At 46.9% G+C, this 16,364-nt stretch carries 15 protein-coding genes; 11 read left to right on the forward strand and 4 right to left on the reverse strand.

What is annotated here, in order from left to right:
- Positions 1-201 precede the first annotated feature (201 nt).
- From B2Z67_RS12410 to pgeF, 8 genes are all read left to right on the forward strand, one after another.
- Positions 202-1,743 carry a peptide MFS transporter gene (locus B2Z67_RS12410; protein WP_291530151.1) on the forward strand — a complete coding sequence of 514 codons (1,542 nt, stop codon included), beginning with the start codon at positions 202-204 and terminating at the stop codon, positions 1,741-1,743.
- Positions 1,744-1,781: 38 nt separating this feature from the next.
- Positions 1,782-2,321: a hypoxanthine phosphoribosyltransferase gene (hpt, locus tag B2Z67_RS12415; protein WP_291530152.1), complete on the forward strand. Its 540-nt coding sequence runs from the start codon at positions 1,782-1,784 to the stop codon at positions 2,319-2,321.
- Positions 2,322-2,429: 108 nt separating this feature from the next.
- The gene (locus B2Z67_RS12420; RefSeq protein WP_291530153.1) at positions 2,430-3,008 is read left to right on the forward strand and encodes an adenylate kinase; all 579 of its coding nucleotides are present in this window, start codon (positions 2,430-2,432) and stop codon (positions 3,006-3,008) included.
- 173 nt (positions 3,009-3,181) lie between these two features.
- Positions 3,182-3,562 carry an HNH endonuclease gene (locus B2Z67_RS12425; RefSeq protein ID WP_291530154.1) on the forward strand — a complete coding sequence of 127 codons (381 nt, stop codon included), beginning with the start codon at positions 3,182-3,184 and terminating at the stop codon, positions 3,560-3,562.
- On the forward strand, positions 3,559-4,851 hold the full coding sequence (locus tag B2Z67_RS12430) for an AAA family ATPase (protein WP_291530155.1): 1,293 nt from the start codon (positions 3,559-3,561) through the stop codon (positions 4,849-4,851). Before B2Z67_RS12425 ends, B2Z67_RS12430 begins: the two co-directional genes overlap by 4 nt.
- A 3-nt stretch (positions 4,852-4,854) precedes the next feature.
- Positions 4,855-5,688: a hypothetical protein gene (locus B2Z67_RS12435; protein ID WP_291530156.1), complete on the forward strand. Its 834-nt coding sequence runs from the start codon at positions 4,855-4,857 to the stop codon at positions 5,686-5,688.
- Between the two features lie 7 nt (positions 5,689-5,695).
- Entirely contained in the window at positions 5,696-6,868 is a 1,173-nt protein-coding gene (gene obgE, locus B2Z67_RS12440) for a GTPase ObgE (protein WP_291530157.1), read from the forward strand.
- A complete protein-coding gene (gene pgeF, locus B2Z67_RS12445) occupies positions 6,868-7,683 on the forward strand; it encodes a peptidoglycan editing factor PgeF (protein ID WP_291530158.1) in 816 nt (271 codons plus the stop codon). The genes obgE and pgeF overlap by 1 nt, the downstream gene beginning before the upstream one ends.
- 402 nt (positions 7,684-8,085) lie before the next feature.
- On the opposite strand, the gene B2Z67_RS12450 is transcribed toward pgeF, so the two are convergent.
- Together B2Z67_RS12450 and B2Z67_RS12455 are read right to left on the reverse strand one after the other, a co-directional pair.
- The gene (locus B2Z67_RS12450) at positions 8,086-8,415 is read right to left on the reverse strand and encodes a hypothetical protein (protein WP_291530159.1); all 330 of its coding nucleotides are present in this window, start codon (positions 8,413-8,415) and stop codon (positions 8,086-8,088) included.
- A gap of 330 nt (positions 8,416-8,745) precedes the next feature.
- A complete protein-coding gene (locus B2Z67_RS12455) occupies positions 8,746-9,627 on the reverse strand; it encodes a hypothetical protein (protein ID WP_291530160.1) in 882 nt (293 codons plus the stop codon).
- Positions 9,628-9,780: 153 nt separating this feature from the next.
- Here B2Z67_RS12455 and B2Z67_RS12460 point away from each other — a divergent pair, with 153 nt between their 5' ends.
- The gene (locus tag B2Z67_RS12460) at positions 9,781-11,883 is read left to right on the forward strand and encodes a DEAD/DEAH box helicase (RefSeq protein ID WP_291530161.1); all 2,103 of its coding nucleotides are present in this window, start codon (positions 9,781-9,783) and stop codon (positions 11,881-11,883) included.
- A 42-nt stretch (positions 11,884-11,925) separates the two neighbouring features.
- Here the strand turns inward: B2Z67_RS12460 and B2Z67_RS12465 are convergent, their stop codons facing one another.
- The gene (locus B2Z67_RS12465; protein WP_291530162.1) at positions 11,926-12,507 is read right to left on the reverse strand and encodes an ORF6N domain-containing protein; all 582 of its coding nucleotides are present in this window, start codon (positions 12,505-12,507) and stop codon (positions 11,926-11,928) included.
- A gap of 292 nt (positions 12,508-12,799) precedes the next feature.
- On the opposite strand from B2Z67_RS12465, the gene B2Z67_RS12470 reads away from it, so the two are divergent.
- The gene (locus tag B2Z67_RS12470) at positions 12,800-13,465 is read left to right on the forward strand and encodes a B3/B4 domain-containing protein (RefSeq protein ID WP_291530163.1); all 666 of its coding nucleotides are present in this window, start codon (positions 12,800-12,802) and stop codon (positions 13,463-13,465) included.
- A gap of 339 nt (positions 13,466-13,804) precedes the next feature.
- On the opposite strand, the gene B2Z67_RS12475 is transcribed toward B2Z67_RS12470, so the two are convergent.
- Positions 13,805-14,416: a DNA-binding protein gene (locus B2Z67_RS12475; RefSeq protein WP_291530164.1), complete on the reverse strand. Its 612-nt coding sequence runs from the start codon at positions 14,414-14,416 to the stop codon at positions 13,805-13,807.
- A gap of 478 nt (positions 14,417-14,894) precedes the next feature.
- Between B2Z67_RS12475 and B2Z67_RS12480 the strand changes: the two genes are divergently transcribed.
- A complete protein-coding gene (locus B2Z67_RS12480; protein WP_291530165.1) occupies positions 14,895-16,310 on the forward strand; it encodes an ATP-binding protein in 1,416 nt (471 codons plus the stop codon).
- Positions 16,311-16,364: the final 54 nt, after the last annotated feature.

Below are 16,364 nucleotides of genomic sequence, written 5' to 3' on the forward strand. Positions count from 1 at the left end.
AGGAGTTAAAGCCAATACTCCGTGAATCGTATAACAAGACTATCGGCTTTAACTCCTAAGCCAACTTGTTGGCTGATAACTCCTTTAACTCCTCTAACTCCTGAAGCATGAATTATTCAGGTTAGATTATTGATATCTCAAAAAGCAAAAGTATAAAATTAATTATAACTTTGCACCCCATAAAAAAAATATAAGGGCATAATGAGTACATCAAAACATCCCAAAGGGCTTTACCTCATCTTCGCTACCAGTACGGCCGAACGTTTCAGCTACTACGGTATGCGCGCCATCTTCATCTTGTTCCTCACCCAGGCGCTCCTGTTCGACAAGGAACACGCGGCTTCCATCTACGGCAGTTACACCGGGCTGGTGTATCTCACACCACTTATCGGCGGATACATTGCCGACAAATACTGGGGCATCCGCCGCTCCGTATTCTGGGGGGCGATGATGATGGCGGTAGGACAATTCCTCATGTTCTTCAGCGCCTCGATGCTGGATACCAAAGAACTCTCCCACTGGCTGATGTACGGAGGACTCACTTTCCTGATATTAGGAAACGGGTGCTTCAAGCCGACAGTTTCTTCCATAGTAGGACAACTCTATGAACCGGGAGACAAACGACTGGATTCTGCCTACACCATATTCTACATGGGCGTCAACGTGGGTTCTTTCTTTGCACCGCTGGTTTGCGGCTACTTTGGCGAGACGGGCAATCCGCACGACTTTAAATGGGGATTCCTGATTGCAGCCATTGTAACCATCCTCACAGTAGTCCTGTTTGAGACCCAGAAGAATAAGTACTTGATAGGTCCCGACGGCAAACCACTCGGCATCATTCCGGATGCCAAGCGCGAACAGCCCGAAGAGAGTAAAACAAGCCAACGGAAAACGGCCATGGACAGAGAAAAGAAGTTCCGCAACAATCTGTTTCTCGGAGTATTGGCAGTTGCTCTCGTCCTCTTCTTCTACTGGTGCTTCGGTAACGACTGGGTCAGCATCGGCATCTTCACCGCTTGCATCATCTTCCCCGTCAACATTCTGCTGGACGGCTCACTGACAAAGATAGAACGCGACCGTATCTTCGTTATCTACATCATTGCTTTCTTCGTCATCTTCTTCTGGGCAGCCTACGAGCAGGCAGGCGCCTCGCTTACCCTCTTCGCTGCCGAACAAACCGATCGTGTCATCTTCGGTTGGGAGATGCCTGCGTCGTGGATACAGTCTTTCAATCCATTCTTTGTTGTCATACTGGCAGCCATCATGCCCGGCGTGTGGGGAGCTTTGAACAAACGCGGCATGGAGCCTGCTTCTCCCACCAAACAAGCCATCGGTCTGCTGTTGCTTTCGCTGGGTTACCTGGTCATCTGCTTTGGCGTAAAAGATGTGCAGCCGGGTATAAAAGTCAGCCTTATCTGGCTGACGGGACTCTATTTCATTCATACAATGGGCGAAATAACCCTTTCTCCTATCGGCTTGTCAATGGTGAACAAACTGACGCCCGTGCGTTTCGCTTCTCTGATGATGGGCATTTGGTATCTCTCTACATCTACGGCGAATAAGTTTGCCGGAATCCTGGGCGGCCTTTATCCCGAACCCGGAAAGGTGAAAACCCTGCTTGGATACCCTATCGAGAATATGTTCGACTTCTTTATGATGTTCGTCCTCATGTCCGGCGTCGCCTCCCTTATCCTCTTCCTGCTCTCAAAGAAATTGCAGAAGATGATGCACGGAGTAGAATAAAATCGTATTTTTGTGCCAATTTATTAAATCCATTCGTTATGGACACTATACAAATAAAAGACAAGAAGTTCACTATTTCCATCAAGGAACAGGATATTCTGGCAGAAGTAGCCCGCGTTGCCAATGAAATCAACCGCGATTTGGCAGGCAAGAATCCTCTGTTCCTCAGTGTGCTGAATGGTTCGTTTATGTTCACTGCCGACTTGATGAAACACATCACGATTCCTTGTGAGGTGTCTTTCGTGAAGCTGGCTTCTTATCAAGGTGTGTCCTCTACCGGAGTCATCAAGGAAGTCATCGGCATCACCGAAGACCTCACCGACCGCACGGTAGTTATTGTAGAAGATATTGTAGACACAGGACTGACCATGCAACGCCTGCTGGAGAATCTGGGTACGCGCAATCCGAAAGAAATCCTCATCGCTTCCCTGCTGGTGAAACCGGACAAGCTGAAAGTGGACTTGAACATCGAATACGTAGCGATGAAGATTCCCAATGACTTCATTGTAGGCTACGGACTGGATTACGACGGTTTCGGCCGCAACTACTCCGATATCTATACGGTAGTCGAAGACTGACAAACTACGAGCCGCAAGTGACGAAGTGAAATAACTTAATGAAGTGAAGTAATTTAATGAAGTGAAATAACTTAAATAATAAACCCTTTATATATTATAACTAAACAAATGTTGAACATTGTAATTTTCGGTGCTCCCGGTTCAGGCAAGGGAACACAAAGTGAAAAGATTGTGGACAAATATGGCATCAACCACATTTCTACCGGTGACGTATTGCGTGCTGAAATCAAAAACGGCACGGAACTGGGTAAGACCGCCAAAGCTTATATCGACCAGGGACAGTTGATTCCCGATGAATTGATGATTGACATTCTTGCAAGCGTATTCGACAGTTTTGAAGACAGCAAAGGTGTTATCTTCGACGGTTTCCCCCGCACCATTGCACAGGCGGAGGCATTGAAGAAGATGCTTGCCAAAAGAGAACAGGGTGTCAGTGTGATGATTGACCTCGACGTTCCCGAAGAAGAACTGATGACCCGCCTCATCAAGCGCGGCAAAGATTCCGGTCGTGCTGACGATAACGAAGAGACTATCAAAAAGCGCCTTGTTGTTTATCATTCACAGACTTCTCCGCTGATTGACTGGTATAAGAAAGAGGGTCAGTACCGGCATATCAAGGGACAGGGTGAGTTGGAGGAAATATTTGCGGAGGTTTGCAAGGCGGTAGACTGTGCAATTAAGGAATAAAATAATGAAATGATAGGTGAATACAAAATATTCTCTTATCTTTGAAATTTCAAACAATGATCCCACTTAAAAAAGTGCATTTTGGTACTTTTATCCCTTTTCAGAAATATCTGTAGGGGCTTAAACCCTAATAAAAAACTTTTTCAAATAGGATCAATAATATTATAAATATCATGAGTGAATATATACAGGATTTAAATAACCCTCAAGCAATACAAGAAATCTGGGAAAAAGGTATTATTGTTGAAGGCTATAACGAAGACCTGTATCGGCAAGATTTTGCAGGTGCATGGATATCTCGAGATGCTTATGGGGATACAGATAGTATGTTCGGATGGGAAATAGATCATGTATATCCTACCGTTAGAGGAGGAAAAAATCACATAGAAAACCTTCGTCCCATGAATTGGAGAAATAATCGCAGTAAAGGTGACGATTATCCACAATATATCGCTGAGATCACATCAGAGAACAATAAGAATATTAAAACAAGAACAACTTGCACTGTAAATTCCCAATTACAAGCAACTTTAAAAGCTATATATTCAAAATGATAGAACGTATTACTATAGAACAGCTATATGGTATCTATGATTACGACATACAAATAAATAAAGATCAGCCTGTAACCATTATTACAAGCCCTAATGGTTATGGAAAAACAACCATTCTGAAAATAATAAGTCATTTATTTGCATGTGATTTTTGGTACTTTTCACTTTTGAAATTCGCATCAATTAATATTTATTTTCGTAATGGCAAACAGATTGTTGTCAGAAAAGGTTCTAAAACCCTACCAGATAATGAAAGAGAAGATCTCTTTTCAACAGCAAAGGAGTATGTTAAATTCTCTTTTAAAGATAGTCAAGGGAAAGATATAGAAACTTTTGAAATTAATGAAACTGATATTCTTCGTTGGGAAAGAAAAAGCCTACGTTCCTCTATCAATTTTAGAATTGGCGAAAAGGAGTTTATTGACGAAGAAGAACTTTATAGTGAATATTTCAATGAAATAAATGACACTATTTTATCAGAAAAAAGCAAAAACATCAGAATGTTTATGCAAGAATTCAGATGTTCTTTCATTAAAGAGCAGCGGTTGATTACACCTATTATTGTTCAAGAAAACCGTAGAAGATTTAGGAATCTACCTGCCATCGAAAATATAGCTATAGAATTGCAAGAGACTTTCTCTAAAGCGCAACAAGCATTTGCTATGGCTAGCCAAGAGATTGATGCTACCTTTATAGAACGATTGGTCAAAGAAGAGTATCAACAGCTTTCAAAAGAAGATTTTCAAAAAAAAATAGAAAGCTTAAGAACCAAAATGAATAATTTCCGTAAATATGGTTTAGTGCCTCAGACCGATATATTAGAGGAGTATTCATCCGAATTTCAAAAAGTTCTATCTCTTTATATAGATGACATGGAAAATAAATTGTCTAATTATGACACTTTCTATAGACAATTGGCCATCTTCGATGATTTTGTGTCATACAAACAACTCTCCAACAAAAGGATAAGCTTGAATGATAAAAGAGGTATTGTTGTTTATGATAGTAATGAACAAGAGGTTCCCCTTTCTAAGCTTTCGAGCGGCGAACAAAACCTAATTATACTATATTACAAGCTATCCTTTGGTCTAAATAATCATTCATTATTACTCATAGATGAACCAGAAAACTCTCTTCATATTGCATGGCAAAGACAAATGCTGGATGATTATCTGAAAATGGCAAAAGAGTTAAGATGTCAAGTCATCATAGCCACTCATTCTCCCACTTTTATAAATGGGAGATGGGATATAGCTTTTGATTTATTTAAAAATAGATATCAGGATTGAGAGATGGGAGCATTAAGAGAGGAAAATAGGGTAGAAGATATTGTAAATTCCTTTATTATGGAGTGGCGCACCCCTATATATAAAGATAAAGTTCTGATATTAGTAGAAGGGAAGAGTGACAAGTGCTTTTATTATAAATTTTTCAATTCAGAAACATCTGAAATAAGAAATTCTCAAGGATGTAGAAAATTAAAAGAAATTCACGAGAGGTTGCTTTGTTGCCATAGTATTAAAAACATTACCATAAGAGATTCTGATTTCGAACGTCTTAATGGTACATTACTTTCAATAAACGGCTTCTTCTATACGGATGCACACGATTATGAAATGATGTGTTTGAGAGATGAACAAACACGAAAAGAATTAATAGAGAATTTAGTGACTATTAATTATTCAGAAGAAGTATTTGAAAATATATTTGAAGAGTTGAAATGTATATCTTACTTCAAATGGTATAATTACACCAAGCATTTAAGCTATAATTTTGATAGCTTTTCCGTGACATCATTTGAAAAAGATCAGTTGAATGATTTTGACTTTATCCACGGAGAAATACATCCTAAGTCTCGTAAAGCAAAAGTTGTTACAAAAACAATATTGAATAAATTTAAAACTGATCATAACACATGCGATCCTTATGAGTTAACATGCGGACATGATTTTATAAAACGACTATGCTTCTATCTCAAAAAGGAGCATAGAATACAAAAGAAAGAAAATGACATAAAAGATATTATGCGTCCCTGTTTTCGTATGGATTCCTTTAAGAGAACTGAATTATATCATAGTATCTGTGCGTGGAGCAATAAATATAGTTTAAACATCTTAAGAAGTTGATGAACAAATGGCTGAATCCAATTTTGTTGACTACGTAAAAATATACTGCCGCTCCGGAAAGGGCGGACGAGGTTCTACGCACATGAGGCGGGAGAAGTACATACCCAACGGAGGCCCCGACGGAGGCGACGGAGGACGAGGCGGACACATCATCCTGCGAGGCAACCGTAACTACTGGACGCTGCTGCACTTGCGCTACGACCGTCATGCACTGGCAGGACACGGAGAGTCAGGCTCCAAGAACCGCAGCTTCGGTAAGGATGGAGAAGATAAAATTATCGAAGTCCCCTGCGGAACGGTAGTGTACAACGCCGAGACAGGTGAATACATCTGCGACGTAACCGAGCACGAACAGGAAGTCATCCTGCTGAAAGGCGGACGAGGCGGTCAGGGCAACTGGCACTTCAAGACGGCTACCCGACAAGCGCCACGCTTTGCACAACCGGGCGAACCGATGCAAGAGATAACGGTAATCATGGAACTGAAACTCTTGGCAGACGTCGGTCTGGTAGGCTTCCCCAATGCCGGAAAGTCCACCCTGCTGGCTTCCGTATCCGCCGCCAAGCCCAAAATAGCCAACTACCCGTTCACTACACTGGAACCGAACCTGGGCATCGTCTCCTACCGCGACGGAAAGTCGTTCGTCATGGCAGACATTCCCGGAATCATCGAAGGAGCCAGCGCCGGAAAGGGTCTGGGACTACGCTTCCTGCGGCATATAGAACGCAACTCCCTGCTGCTTTTCATGGTGCCCGCCGACAGCGACGACATCCGCAAGGAATACGAAATCCTGCTGAACGAACTAAGCACCTTCAACCCCGAAATGCTGGACAAGCAGCGCGTACTCGCCATCACCAAGAGCGATATGCTGGACCAGGAACTGATGGACGAGATAGAGCCTGCGTTGCCCGAAAACATCCCGCACATATTCATCTCCGCCATCACCGGCATGGGACTTTCCGTGCTGAAGGACATCCTGTGGGAAGAGCTGAACAAGGACAGCAATAAGATAGAAGCCATCGTGCACCGCCCCAAAGATGTAAGCAAGCTCCAGCAAGAGCTGAAAGACATGGGCGAGGATGAAGACCTCGGCTACGAATACGTGGAGGGCGATGACGACGTGGAAGACCTCGAAGACTTTGAATACGAGGAGGAAGACTGGGAGGAAGATAAACCCTGATGATTGCTCTCACGGAAGATAACAGCATGTTGGGATACAGTGTTATGGCACCGTACCCCAACATTTTTTGCTTTGCAACCACCCGCCGCGGAGGTTTCAGCAAGGAGGAGAATTACGCCTCCTTCAACTGTACGCCCTACACGGGAGACGATGCCGAGTCCGTCCGTCGCAACCAGGAACTGCTTCTCCACTCCATGCCCCGGCCTGCGCAGGAACTGGTTATTCCTTTCCAGACGCACGGCACGAAAGCGGAAGTAATTGACGAAGCATACCTGACCGCCACGCCCGACACCCGCACAGCCATGCTACAGGGAGTAGATGCGCTTATAACCCGCGAACCGGGCTACTGCCTCTGCATCTCTACCGCCGACTGCATCCCCATCCTGCTCTTCGACCGCAGGAATCAGGCCATAGCCGCCATCCATGCCGGTTGGCGCGGAACAGTGAACCGCATAGCCGTGCATACGCTCCACAAGATGCGCGCGCTTTACGGCACACGCGGAGAGGACGTAGTGGCCTGTATCGGCCCCGGAATCTCCCTGCCCTCTTTTGAAGTAGGAGAAGAAGTGTACGAAGCCTTCCGCACCAATGGCTTTGCCATGGACTACATCTCGGAGTGGAAACCGGAAACGCATAAGCATCACATCGACCTGTGGGCGGCAAACCGGATGCAGTTGCTCGATTTCGGACTGCCGGGCGAGCAGATAGAAACATCAGGCATCTGCACCTACATGAAGCATGAAGAGTTCTTCTCGGCAAGACGACTGGGAATCAAGTCGGGACGCATCCTTTCAGGAATCATGAAACTGACTTGATTGACAATAGTGAAGCTGCCTTGATTGATAAGTTATGAAGCCAATTCGATTGATTATGAAGCTAATATGATTATGAATCCAACTTGATTATTTATTAAAACGACTGAAGTTTCGCAGAGTACTAACGTGCAACCCAACTAAGACAAGATATTTATTCCCCAATAAGAACAAACAAGTTTACCCATGGACACCAACTTATACAACAGCCTCCCCCTCCAGAAGCAAACCCTGAAACTGCTGTGCTACTACGCCTACCTCGGCCATAGTGCATCAATCTACGAACTCAACGACTACGCCGCAACCGAGAGGCTGAACATGCAAGACATCAACTCCACCACAAAGATACTTTACACCCGGAATCTCCTGCAGCACAGCGACTACGACTGGCAACTCCGGAACTTCTCACACCGCATCAGCCCCGACCACTACTTCCCCGTACTCCGCCTGCTCTTCACCGAACACCCCGACTGGGAAAAGCAATTCAAGCGCTCCCTCCCCACCGACAACTCCCACTTCAAGCTCATGCACGCCATGCTGCGCCACGCACTCGAGGAAGACACCCGGAGCATCCCCGCCCGATGGTTCAACCAGGAGATGACGCCCTACCTCTTCTCCGCCGCCACCGACCCGCAACTCTTCCCGATACTCCTGCAAATGCCGCCGCAACTGTTCATGCACTTCTTCGACCGCCTGCTCGTTCACCTCTTTGAGCACGACATCGTAGATACCCATAACCTCCTCCCCCGCCTGCTCGAAGACTATAAATTCCCCTCGTCACAGCAAGCCACACAACTCAAAGAAACCCTGGCGCTCTACCGCTACTTCTCCCACGGAGAGTACACCCCGCCCACACAGCAGCCCGACACCCTCTTCACCCGCCTGCTCGAAGCCGCCCACGCCGCCTACAGCCGGCAATACCCGCAAGCCATTGCCCACTTCGAAGCCGCCATCAAGATACTCAACAAGACCGCCGCCGAAAAGGACCTCCTGCAGGGCATGATGAACAGCTACATACTCATCCTCTCCTACATCCACCAGGGAAGCGCCGAATGCCTCAACAAGCTACAACTGTTCCTCAAGAAGAAAGAGGTCGAGAAACGAGACAGCCTCCAGCCAGCCCGCATCATGGCGTGCTGCTTCTCCGACGTAGAAAGGCGTCTGCCCCGCTTTCTGGAAGACAATCTCCTCAAGAAAGAATCCACCCGCGCCGCCCAATGCCTCGGCTTCCTGTTCGCCCGCTACTTCAAGTCCGAACAATACGCCTCGTTCCTCCCCGAAGACTACACCCCCCGGCAAGCCATCCTCCGGCACGAACTCTCCGCCTACCTCCCCCTCACGGACGAAGAGCGCGAAACCCTGAAACACCAATACGGCGACGCCCCCCTGCTCTCTTCCATCCACCGGAAAGAAACCTGGGAACTCGTGCTCGAAGACCTGCTGAAAGAAGAACTGGAACAAAACGACCACGTCCTCCCGCAGAACGACCGGCGCATGGCATACATCATCCGCCACGGACGCTCCGTCGAGGTGCGCGAACAAGCCATCCTCAAGTCCGGCGAATGGAGCAGCGGAAAAGCCATCGCCTCCACCCGCTACCAGACCGGCAAACTGGAGTTTATGGACGAAACCGATAAGCGAATCTGGAACCGCTGGCGCACCAACCGCAACTACCAACTCTACGTGGAAGACGTCCTGCCCGAAGCCGTAGGATGCGACCGCATCTTCTCCGGACTCCACGCCCCCTTCGACCCCGTCACCGTGACCGAAGAAAAACCCTACATCGTAGTAGAGAAAGACCCGAATGGTTTCAACCTCTCCTCCAACTACTCCGCCAAAGGCTCGCAACAACGATACGACTGCCGCGACTGCATCATCCTGCAGAAAGACCCCACACACTACACCGTCGTCCCCCTGCAAGGCCGCCAACGCCGGTACTACGAACAACTCCTCGCCCTGCGCCAGTTTCCCGCCGAAGCGAAAGAGAAACTACAGGACTTCTTCCCCAAGATGAACCGCATCGTCGAAGTGCATTCCCCGCTCATCAAGGGCGGCTCCACGCTGAAGACCATCGACGGCGCAAGCGCCATCTGTCTCCAGGTGCATCCGCAAGACGAAAGTTTCCATGTGCAGATGTACGCCAAGCCCATGCCCGAAGGCACCGTACTGCAACAGCCCGGCGCAGGAATGAGTCTGATAGTGGACGAGAAGAAAGGCGAACGGTACCAGGTGAAACGCCACCTCGCCCAAGAGCAGGACAACTACGAGGCGCTCACCAACTACATCGAAGAGAGCTTCGGTATCAGCGTAACCGACTACGCCTTCGACCTCACGCCCGAAAACCTCCTCACCCTGCTGGACTACGTACGCTCCCTCGCCGACAACTACCTCGTAGAATGGCCCGAAGGCGAAAGAATGCGCCTCCGCAAGCCGGTATCCCCCTCCCACTGGGACATCCACCTGACAAGCAACGGCAACTGGCTCGAAATGGAAGGCAACGTGCAACTGGACGACGACATCGTCATCAGCATGGCGCAACTCCTGGAATACATCAGTCAGAGCCGCGGCAAGTTCATCCGCCTGAACGAAACCGACTACCTCCGCCTCAGTGACACCTTGCGCAAGCAACTGGGACGCCTGGAATCCGTCAGCGTCAAGAACCACGGCAAGATGCAGATATCCAACTTCCAGGCAGGACTGCTGGGCGACGACGTACTCAACGGCGAAGTCACCATCAAGCACGACGCCAAGCTGGACAATCTGCGCCGGAAGATTTCCGAAAGCCGGCAGCTCACCGTCAAAGTACCCGCCAAGCTGCAAGCCACTCTCCGCGACTACCAGTTGGACGGCTTCCGCTGGATGGTGCGCCTCAGCAACTGGGGAGCAGGCACCTGTCTGGCGGACGACATGGGATTGGGAAAGACCATACAGACCATCGCCTATCTATTATATACAGCCCGCAGCGGAGCATCGCTCGTAGTAGCACCCGCATCCGTAGTGCCCAACTGGCGGAAAGAGCTTCAACGCTTCGCCCCCGCCCTGAATGTATCCATACTGAACGAAAGCGCCGACCGCCGGCAAACCATCCGCCAGGCAGGGAAGTTCGACATCGTCCTCTCCACCTACGGGCTGCTCGTATCCGAGGCTGAAGCCCTGACCGAGAAGGAGTGGAACATCGTCTGCCTGGACGAAGCCCACACCATCAAGAACCGCGAGACAAAGACCTCTGCCTGCGCCATGAAGCTAAAATCCAGCAACCGGCTGATACTGACCGGTACACCCATACAGAACCATCTGGGCGAACTGTGGAACCTCTTCCAGTTCATCAACCCCGGACTACTGGGCAGCTACGAGCAATTCCAGCAGAAGTTCATCCTCCCCATCGAACAAGAGCACGACAAACAACGGCAACTTCAACTGAACCGCATCGTGCACCCTTTCATGCTGCGGCGCACCAAGCAGGAGGTGGTAGAAGAACTGCCCGACAAGCAAGAAATCATCCTCCCCGTGGAACTCTCGGACGATGAAATGAGGATTTACGAAGTAATCCGTCGCAAGGCGCAAAGCATGGTAGAGGAGGGAGGCGCCGGAATCAACGTCACCACACTTGCCGAGATAACCAGGTTGCGTCAGGCCGCCTGCTCCGCCTCATTAGTAGAAAAGAAATGGAAAGGCGAAAGCAGCAAGATAAACCTCCTCATCGAGTTAGTGGGCGAACTGAAAGCCGGAGGCAACCGCGCCTTGATATTCAGCCAGTTCACCTCTTTCCTCGCCCTGGTACGGCAAGCGTTGGACAAAGCCGGTGAGGAATATCTCTACCTGGACGGCAGCATAACCATGAAGCAACGCGAACAACTGGTACAGGAATTCCAGCAAGGCGACTGCCCCTTCTTCCTCATCAGCCTGAAGGCCGGCGGACTCGGTCTGAACCTGACGGGAGCCAATTACATCATCCACCTCGACCCCTGGTGGAACCCCGCCATCGAGCAGCAGGCCACCGACCGCGCCTACCGCATCGGGCAAGAACAGAAGGTAACCGCCTATCACCTTGTGAGCACGCACACCATTGAAGAGAAAATCATGCGTCTGCACGACACCAAGCGCAACCTCGCCGATGCCCTGCTGGAAGGCACAGACATGAGTCATAAGTTGACGGCAAAGGATTTGATGGAGATGCTGGAGGCAGAAAGCGGTCTCTTATGATAGAAGAACTCTTTTACTCATGTTATCTCGCTTTAATGTTTGTTACTCTTGGCTTTTATAGGCATTAAAACCTATCGAATTGCGTGGTTTGTCTTCCTTCTTCGGCAGTGAAGACAACTCACTCATGGCGATATAGATATCATCAAGCTCTTTCCTCGTGTCTTCTGACAGATCGTTCACAGAGGCTAATGTATCTTCGCTTATCTCCTCCAAAGCTTCAACACGCTTGGTGAGTTGCGATATACTTTTAAGTATTTCCCGGTTCTCAATCAGGAACTGACGCATCCGGACGAAAGCACACATGATATTGATGTTCGCCTGTATAGCTACCGGAGAACGTAACACTCCTGAGAGCATAGCAACTCCTTCCTGTGTGAAAGCAAAGGGGGTAGCAGGACTGTACTTCGCATTCTCAGGGAGGTTATCGCAATTTGCGATAACCTCCGACCATTCACTTTTGTTAAGTTGAAACATGAAGTCTTCCGGGAAGCGCTCTATATTACGTTTAGCCTGTTCTTTAAGGCGTCTTGTCTCAATATTGTAAAGTTCGGCCAAGTCGAAATCAAGCATCACTTTGTAGCCCCGTATCTCGTATATTTTGTTTTGTATCACTTGTAATTCCATAATCATTTTTGTTTTATTGGAAATGGATAGTTAATATCTCTCTCCATTTTTTTATTTTTTTAGACTCACATTAAAGTTCTTCCGTTCATGATGTAAAAATAAGTACTATTATCAAATGTAGTACTATTACGATACATTATATTTTCAAATAGGTACTAAATATTTTGTTTCACTCGCTTGATGTACCCGAGAGGACATCATTACCGGTAAGGCGAAAGTATCATATTGAAAAGAGAATTAGCATACCGCATTGCAAAAACCACTATCTTTGGGCACATAAAGTAATCAAGCAATGTACAACATCACCGTATCAGACGAAATCAAAACAGCCTGCCCCATCTTCAAAGGAGCAGCCGTTTATGCAGAAGTCACCAACACTGCTTTCTGCGAAGGACTTTGGCAGGAAATAGCAACCTTCACCCGTGAGTTGACCTCCACCACCGGGGCGGAAGACATCAAACTTCAACCTGCCATTGCCGCCACCCGCGAAGTCTACAAGCGTTGCGGCAAGGACCCCAGTCGTTACCGCCCTTCTGCTGAAGCACTGCGCCGCCGCCTCATGCGCGGAATAGACCTTTATCAGATAGACACACTGGTAGACCTTATCAACCTCGTCTCCCTGCGCACCGGTTATTCCATCGGCGGTTTCGACGCTGACAAGATACAGGGAACCAACCTCGTACTGGGCATCGGACGTGCGGAAGAACCTTTCGAAGGTATCGGCCGCGGCATACTGAACATCGAAGGACTCCCCGTCTACCGCGACGCCACAGGCGGCATCGGCACCCCCACCAGCGACCATGAACGCACCAAGATGGACCTGACAACCAGACACATCCTCGCCATCGTGAACGGCTACAGCGGACAGATCGGTTTACGGGAAGGAGCCGAAATGATACAGGAGCTATTGAGGAAATACGCCTCGTCTGGCGGAGGGGAAGTTATCTACTTCGAATAAGGCACTATTCACCGGTCGCATTCACAACTCGAACTCAAAACTCGCACGCGTACGCGCATTCCTGTTGAGTAGCATATTCCGTTCAAGCGCGAAACTCGGCTCACCCGATAATCATTGGGCACGCATAAATCTCTCTCGCGCGCGTATACGCGCGTACGCGTATCCCGTAGTTTTTACTTTTACTTGCATACCTACACTAACACGCAGTATCGCCTTATTCATCGGCATTAGAGTAGTGGTGGCAGCAACTTTTTTTGCATGTATGCAACATTTTTACCTACACGACATTTCGTCCTGATTTCGGTTAACCAAACCACCCATAACTCGCTTATCAACAAACTATTGCATACTGCCCGGGTAATAAATCGGTTGCTTTTGCAGCCCTTTATTTATCAGTTTTCCCTCTTCACAAAGACGTCGAATATGGCGCGTAGCAGTAGTACGTGTCATGCCACACATCGTTTGGAAGTCATTTCTTGTCAGAAAATCGTGTGTACGGAAGTAGTTTTCCACTCGTTCATCTATTTCTTCCACGGTCAACTTACGCTTCGTCGGGTCATGGTCTCGCAACGGTTTCACCCTTATCGTGCCTATCTTGCCACGGAGCGCCTTGTCCGGACGGAATTGAATTCCCTTGAGTTTCACCTTCGTACTTTTTCGCTTTGTATCCATCGTCACGGTTTCGGTGCAAGTCAGCGTGGGGCGAAAGTAACCGATACCGGTCAAGTGCACATTCCTTCCCTCCCCCAACTCACGCCCCACAAAGTGAGACAAGGCATCGAGCACCGCCACAACATCCGTCGCCGTCACCGAACAATATTCCTGTATGAAGCATCGCAATTCATCAGTCGTAGTAGAGCCATTCAACCGGATGCGCGGATGCAGGGTCAGCTCTTCATCTTGATTATCCTTCGTTCTCGGATTTTCGTACCAATCAAATAGTATAGGCATAATTTTAAAGTATTTGTTCTTATTTTCGTTTATTTCTTGTATCTCGTTTATTTCCGGCATTTTTCAACAAAGAAACTCGAGTCGCAAGCCGGCAATACATGTTCCGTTTAGCTTTGCAGCACATATTTCTCACTTAAGCAAGGCGTTCTCTTAGATTCAATATTAATATTTTAGAGATGCTCACAGACGTGGTTCACATTTTCCACAGTCGCGGTTCATCTTCCTCACAGTTGTAATTCAGTAGTACCACGAATGTGATCATTTCTAAAGAATAAGGTGCGAAGTTAAAGAAAAGTTTGTGTAATAGCAAAAGAAGGCGCATGTGAAAATCACGCAAGTATAAATGCATGTTTTTATAAAAAAGCGCTTAAGATATGAGCGATACGATGGTTTTATGTTGTATTTTCAATAATTAGTTGTATTTTTGTAAATCAATAGACGATGAATCTTATTGATAATATAGTAGTCATTATAAAAAATGAAATTAGAGACTCTGATAGCAGAATGCACCGCATACGATTTTAAATTGATGCTTGAAGAAAAGAAACCTAAGAGTTGGCTGAAGAGTGTAAGCGCTTTTGCCAATGGCTTGGGTGGTTCGCTTTTCTTTGGTATAGATAATGACGGCGTTGTTAGAGGTCTTAATGATGTACAGCATGTTTGCGAAGCTATCAGCGGTAAGATTCGCGATTATATGGATCCTCTACCAGAAGTGGCATTGATTCCTCATAGAACAGGCAGTCTTGATGTATTACAGTTGAAAGTTTATGCAGGTAATTACACGCCTTACTATTATGTTGGCGATGGGCAGCGTATAGCCTTCGTTCGCATTGGCGATGAGAGCTTACCTATAACAGCAGAACAAATGGTACGGTTAGTGTTAAAAGGTTCAAACAAAACCTTTGATTCTCTACACACGGACTATAAAATCAAGGATTATTCTTTCACGATATTGGCAAACACTTTCAAAACACGTACTAATCAAGAATGGGACAAGAAGTATCTTTTGTCTTTTGGGCTTGTCACTAACATTGGAAATCTCACCAACGCAGGTGCATTATTTTCCGATGATTGTCCATTATGGCAATCACGTCTTTACTGTACACGATGGGATGGAAAGACAAAGGGTGATGCCATTAATGATGCAGAGTTTACGGGTAATGTGTTAATGCTGCTTCGTGAAGCCATGAACTTTGTGAAGTCAAACACAAAGAGAGGATGGGAAAAATTGCCTGATGGACGAAAGAACAAACCGGAGTATGCAGAACGTGCTGTCCTTGAGACGATGGTTAACCATTTGATCCATCGTGACTACACTGTGATGGGTAGTGAGGTGCATCTTGATATTTATGACGACCGTCTCACCGTTACTTCTCCAGGAGGAATGTATAATGGAATGTTGATTCAAAACTTAGACATTGCGGATGTTTCTTCCGAAAGACGCAATCCTATCCTAGCTAATGTAATGGCTCAACTTGACTACATGGAGAAGCGGGGCAGTGGACTTACACGGATTTGTAACGAAACCAAAGTTCTTGCTGGGTATATGGATGAATTGAAACCCGTATTTAAATCAACACCTACACAGTTTCAAACGATTATTTTTGCTTCAGTAAATGTGCCCGATGTCGGAGATAGTGTCGGAGATATGTCGGAGACAAAACTAACTGAACGTCAGATGAAAATACTGAATATCGTGAAGGTGTCTCCGACGATAAGTGGACGACAGATGTCGGAGATATTATCGGTAAGCCAGCGCACTATTGAACGTGATATTTCCCAAATGAAAAAAATGGGAATTTTGAAGCATGACGGCAAAGATAACGCAGGAATGTGGATATTAGACACCGTAATGATAATAGACAATAGTCAAAAAGCGACTTTTCATAGGTAGGATGTTATAGATAAAACTATGCATTGTTCATTTCAATGGTTCGTTATAAAATCA

The organism is Bacteroides sp. UBA939 (assembly GCF_002293435.1).
Classification (GTDB): domain Bacteria; phylum Bacteroidota; class Bacteroidia; order Bacteroidales; family Bacteroidaceae; genus Bacteroides.